Annotated in this window: 6 protein-coding genes; 1 reads left to right on the plus strand and 5 read right to left on the minus strand. The window is 72.5% G+C overall.

Features of this window, described 5'->3' with window-relative positions; translation table 11 throughout:
• Window positions 1-39: 39 nt before the first annotated feature.
• The 4 genes from mshC to CCN33_RS10895 all read right to left on the minus strand — a co-directional run bounded on the left by mshC (window position 40) and on the right by CCN33_RS10895 (window position 3583).
• A complete protein-coding gene (mshC, locus tag CCN33_RS10880; RefSeq protein ID WP_086693443.1) occupies window positions 40-1269 on the minus strand; it encodes a cysteine--1-D-myo-inosityl 2-amino-2-deoxy-alpha-D-glucopyranoside ligase in 1230 nt (409 codons plus the stop codon).
• Between the two features lie 122 nt (window positions 1270-1391).
• On the minus strand, window positions 1392-2237 hold the full coding sequence (locus tag CCN33_RS10885; protein WP_086693439.1) for an SCO1664 family protein: 846 nt from the start codon (window positions 2235-2237) through the stop codon (window positions 1392-1394).
• Complete coding sequence (locus tag CCN33_RS10890) at window positions 2201-2791, minus strand: DUF3090 domain-containing protein (protein WP_086693440.1); 591 nt, start codon at window positions 2789-2791, stop codon at window positions 2201-2203. Before CCN33_RS10890 ends, CCN33_RS10885 begins: the two co-directional genes overlap by 37 nt.
• A gap of 105 nt (window positions 2792-2896) precedes the next feature.
• Window positions 2897-3583, minus strand: coding sequence for a histidine phosphatase family protein (locus CCN33_RS10895; protein ID WP_086693441.1), 687 nt, complete (start codon window positions 3581-3583; stop codon window positions 2897-2899).
• A 100-nt stretch (window positions 3584-3683) separates the two neighbouring features.
• Between CCN33_RS10895 and corA the strand changes: the two genes are divergently transcribed.
• Complete coding sequence (gene corA, locus CCN33_RS10900) at window positions 3684-4682, plus strand: magnesium/cobalt transporter CorA (RefSeq protein WP_086693444.1); 999 nt, start codon at window positions 3684-3686, stop codon at window positions 4680-4682.
• A 1-nt stretch (window position 4683) separates the two neighbouring features.
• On the opposite strand, the gene CCN33_RS10905 is transcribed toward corA, so the two are convergent.
• The coding region (locus tag CCN33_RS10905) for a hypothetical protein (protein ID WP_086693442.1) at window positions 4684-5312 on the minus strand (629 nt) is incomplete at its 5' end.

A 5312-nucleotide genomic window follows, 5' to 3' on the forward strand; every position in this document is an offset into this window, starting at 1 on the left:
CGGTACCCGGCCGGGTACCGCCCCCGTTTGTCCCTCAGCTCACAGAGCCACGCCGAGCAGCGCGTCCACGGTACGGCTCACCAGGCCGGGCGCGCCGATGTCGGTGCCGCCCTCCGCCTCCTGACGGGCCGCCCAGCGGTCCACGGCCGCGAGCGCGGCGGGCGCGTCCAGGTCGTTCGCCAGGGCCTCGCGGACCTCGTCCACCAGCGCGTCGGCCGAGGGGCCGTCCGGGCGGGAGACGGCGGCGCGCCAGCGGCCGAGACGGTCCACGGCGTCCTGGAGCACCTGGTCGGTCCACTCCCAGTCGGAGCGGTAGTGGTGGGAGTGCAGGGCGAGGCGGATGGCGGCCGGGTCGACGCCGTCGCGGCGCAGGGCCGAGACGAAGACGAGGTTGCCCTTCGACTTCGACATCTTCTCGCCGTCCAGGCCCACCATGCCGGCGTGCACGTACGCCTTGGCCATGGGGAACTCGCCGGTGAGCACCTGGGCGTGGGAGGCGCCCATCTCGTGGTGCGGGAAGGCGAGGTCGGAGCCGCCGCCCTGGACGTCGAAGGTCATGCCCAGATGGTCCAGCGCGATGGCGACGCACTCGATGTGCCAGCCGGGGCGGCCCCGGCCGAGCGTGCCGCCGTCCCAGCTCGGCTCGCCCTCGCGGGCCGCGAGCCACAGCATCGGGTCGAGCGGGTTCTTCTTGCCGGGCCGGTCCGGGTCGCCGCCGCGCTCGGCGGACAGCGCGCGCATGGCGGCCGCGTCCAGGTTCGAGACCTGGCCGAAGTGCGGGTCGGCGTCGACGGAGAAGTAGATGTCGCCGTCGAGGTCGTAGGCCGCGCCCAGGTCCCGCAGCCGTTCCACGAGCGGGACGATGCCGGGTATGGCCTCGACCGCGCCTATGTAGTGCTGGGGCGGGAGCATCCTGAGGGCGGTCATGTCCTCGCGGAACAGGGTGGTCTCCTGCACGGCGAGGTCGGCCCAGTCGACGCCGTCGCGGGTCGCGCGCTCCAGCAGCGGGTCGTCCACGTCGGTGACGTTCTGGACGTAGTGGACCTGCCGCTTGGTGTCGAGCCACACGCGCTGGACGAGGTCGAACGCGTTGTAGGTCGCCGCGTGACCCATGTGGGTCGCGTCGTACGGCGTGATGCCGCAGACGTAGATCCGGGCGACGGGACCGGGGTCGAGGGTGACCGGACCGTCGGTCGCGGTGTCGTGAATCCTCAGGTCGCGGCCCTGACCAGGCAGGGCGGGGACCTCGGAAGCGGGCCAGGCATGCATGTACATGAGCGTAACCGGCCATGAGCTGGGGCTACGAACCGGATCGCGCCCAAGGCGGCCGGATGGCCGGATGGGCGCTCTTGCGCGGGGCTTTCGGCCGTGCTCGTCGGCGCCCGCCCGGCTCAGACCGGGGGCCAGGGGATGGCGGGCCAGTCGCCGGTGGGTTCGGGGTGGCGGCCGGTGGCGAGAAGGCTGTCGACCCGGGCGCGGGTGGCGTCGATCTCGGCCGGGGTGAGCAGCGGGGTCAGCTTCGCGGCCAGGGTTCCGCCCTCGGCGAGGCTGTCGCGCAAGGAGGCGAGGACCTCGAGGGCGTCCTCGGTGAGGGGTTCGCCGGCCCAGCCCCACAGCAGGGTGCGGAGCTTGTTCTCGGCGTTGAAGGAGACGCCGTGGTCGATGCCGTAGAGGTGCCCGGCGACGGTGGGCAGGAGGTGGCCGCCCTTGCGGTCGGCGTTGTTGATCACGGCGTCCAGGACGGCGAGGCGGCGCAGCCGGTCGTCGTCGGCGTGCACGAGCAGCGCGGTGCGGCCCTCGCCGACCTCGGCGAGTCCGATGGCCTTCCAGCCGGGCCCGGCCTCCTCGCCCTCGGCGAGCGCGAGGAGTTCGGCCTCGGTGCTCACCTCGATCCAGAGCTGGCACATGCCCTCGCCGAAGGGCCCGTCGCGCAGCACGGTCGGCGGGATCAGGTCCCAGCCGGTGGCCTTGGACACCTCGTAGGCGGCGACCTCGCGGCCGGCCAGGGTGCCGTCGGGGAAGTCCCACAGGGGGCGCTCCCCGGCGACCGGCTTGTAGACGCACGTGGCCTCCTGCCCGTCGAGGGCGACGGTGCAGAAGAGAGCGGCGTTGGAGGCGTCCCGGATGCGGCCGCGTACGGTCAGCTCGCCGTGGGCGAGCAGTTCGGCGGCGTCCGCGCCGGTTTCCGTGTCCGCGGCGCTCACGCTCCCCGGCGGTATCCGTTCTGGCGCGGACATACGTGTCCTTCCGGGTCGAGCGGGAGGCTGCACAGCGGGCACGGCGGCCGCCCGGCGTTGACGACGTCCAGGGCGCGCTTGGCGAAGGCCCTGGCCTGCGCGCCGGTGAGCCGGACCCGCAGCATCGGGGGCCCGTTCTCCTCGTCCTGGAGGAGGCGTTCCTCGGCCTCGGCGAGGTCCTCGGCGGTCTCGGCGTCCAGTTCCACCAGGGCCTGGGCCTCGACGACCATGCGCTGTTCCTCGCCGTCCCAGGCGAGCGCCATGGTGCCGACGCGGAACTCCTCCTCGACGGGGCTGTCCAGCGGGCCGGTGTCGGCGATCTCCACCGGGGCGACGGCGGGCACCGCGGCATTGCCGCCGCTGCGCCGCACGACCTCGTCGAGCAGCTCGTCCATGCGTTCGGCGAGCGCGGCGACCTGGGCCTTCTCCAGAGCCACGCTGGTCACCCGCGGGCCGGCGGTGGCCTGGAGGAAGAACGTACGGCGTCCGGGCAGTCCGACCGTGCCGGCCACGAAGCGGTCCGGCGGGTCGTAGAGGAACACCTGACGGGACACGTCCTGTCTCCATTGGGTTCGGGATCGTTCGAGCGGTTCAAGCGGTCGGTACGGGCGTGCGGGCACACCGTGCGGCCGACCGCCTCACCCTACTGCGGGCGGCGATCACGGTGCGCCCGCACCGCCCCCGACCGGTGCGTCGTCGTCCGGGGGCGTCTCGCGGGGGGCCAGCGAGGAGAGGTCGCCGGTCTCGCCGAGGCGGACGAGATAGGGCCGCAGCCGGGTGTAGCGGATCGCGGTGACCGAGCAGGGCTCCACCGAGACGCGCTGGAACAGGTCGAGGTGGAGGCCGAGGGCGTCGGCGACGATCGACTTGATGATGTCGCCGTGGGAGCACATCAGGTACACGGCGTCCGGGCCGTGCTCGCTCTCCACGCGCGCGTTCCACTCGCGTACGGCCGCGACCGCGCGGGTCTGCATCTCGCGCAGCGACTCGCCGCCGGGGAAGGCGGCGGCGGACGGGTGCGTCTGGACGACCTCCATGAGGGGTTCGTCCTTCAGCTCGGCCAGTTTGCGGCCCGACCAGTCGCCGTAGTGGCACTCCCCGATCCGGTCGTCGGTGCGGGGGGTGAGATCGGGGCGGGCGTCCAGCAGCGGCCGCATGGTCTCCTGGCAGCGCTGGAGGGGGCTGACGACGATCTCGGCCAGCGGCAGGCCGTCGAGACGGCCCGGGAGGGCGGCGGCCTGCTCGGCGCCGCGTTCGTCGAGGGCCACGCCGGGGGTCCAGCCGGCGAGGAGCCCCGCGGTGTTGGCGGTGGAACGGCCGTGCCTAACGAGGATCAGGGTGGGCATGCGGCCCAGCGTAGACCGGCGCCGCCGGGCGGTGACCGGGGGCGCACAATGAGGGGAGCCCCGAGTACGTTCGGGGCAGGACGGCGGGAGAATGCGCTCCGTGATCTTCGACTGTGCCATCTACCGGGACGGGCATCGGACCGAGTCGTCCGACGACCCGGCGAAAGCCCTGCGGGAGGCGCGTGCGTCCGACGACGCGTTCGTCTGGATCGCGCTGCACGATCCGACGGCGGACGAGTTCGAAGAGGTCCGCAAGGTCTTCGGGCTGCACCCGCTGGCGGTCGAGGACGCCCTGAAGGCCCACCAGCGCCCGAAGCTGGAGTCGTACGACGACTCGCTGTTCGTGGTGCTGAAGCCGGTGTGCTACGAGTCGGCGCGCGACACGGTGACGACGAGCGAGGTCATGCTCTTCCTCGGCGACTCCTTCGTGGTGACGGTGCGGCACGGCGAGTCCTCCCCCCTGCCGGAGGCGCGGCGGCGGCTGGAGGAAGACCCGGACAAACTGCGCCACGGCCCGACCTCGGTGCTGTACGCGGTGGCGGACGCCACCGTGGACCAGTACCTGGATGTCGCGACCGAGCTGGGCACGGACCTGGAGGAGCTGGAGGCGGACGTGTTCTCCCCGTCCGACGCCGGGTCACGGGACACCGCTTCCAGGATCTACCTGTTCAAGCGGCAGGTACTGGAGTTCCGCCGGGCGACGGTGCCGCTGGCGGTCCCGATGACCCGGCTGGCGGGGATGGGGCAGTCGGCGACCCCGGTGCCGTTCGTGGACACCTCGGCGCGACCGTTCTTCCGGGACGTCAACGACCACCTGACCCGCGTCAACGAGTCGGTGGAGGGCCTGGACCGGCTGGTGTCCGACGTCCTCTCCGCGCATCTGGCGCAGATGGGGGTGCGGCAGAACGACGACATGCGCAAGATCTCGTCCTGGGCGGCGATGGCCGCGATCCCGACGCTGATAGCGGGCGTCTACGGCATGAACTTCGAGCACATGCCGGAGCTGCACTGGGTGTGGGGCTACCCCGCGGTGGTCGCGGTGATGGTGGTGCTGGAGCTGCTGCTGTACCGGAACTTCAAGCGGCGCGGCTGGTTGTAGCTCACACGAGTTCGGTCGCCCTGGGGGCGGGCCCGCCGAGGGCGTCGCGCCGCTCGGGCATCTCCAGGGTGACCATGCGGCGCCAGCCGACGGCCCGCTCCCACGCGTACAGGGCGTGGATGCCGGCCGCGAGGAGCGCGTTCCTCGCGGCGGACCAGCGAAGGACGCGGCCCATGTGGGCCATGACGGCGAGGCTGACGTCCCGGTAGATCCGGATCTCCGCGAGCGCGCTCTCGCGCAGGATGCGCTGGATGGTCCGGCCGTGGCCCTGGTACGCCAGGCGCAGGAGCTCCTCGTGGCAGTAGGCGAGGTGGTTGTCCTCGTCGTGGGAGATCATGCGCACCGCGCGGCCGAGGTCGGGATGGTCGCCGAAGTGCCTGAGGAGCATCCGCATCTGCTCGGAGGCCCGCTGCTCGGTGACGCGGCTGTGCGCGAGGTAGGTGATGATGTCCCGCTCGGTCAGCGGCCGGTCGGCCCTGAGCTTGTCGTGGGCGAGCCCGATGCCGTGGCGTTCGAGGAGCATCGTGTAGTCGGTGTCGGGCGGGACCTCGACGGGCTTCAGACCGCGCTTTCGCAGCAGGGCCTCGAAGATGCGGCCGTGCTTGTCCTCGTCGGCGCCGTGCCGGGCGA

The organism is Streptomyces recifensis (assembly GCF_002154615.1).
Lineage (GTDB): Bacteria > Actinomycetota > Actinomycetes > Streptomycetales > Streptomycetaceae > Streptomyces > Streptomyces griseoluteus.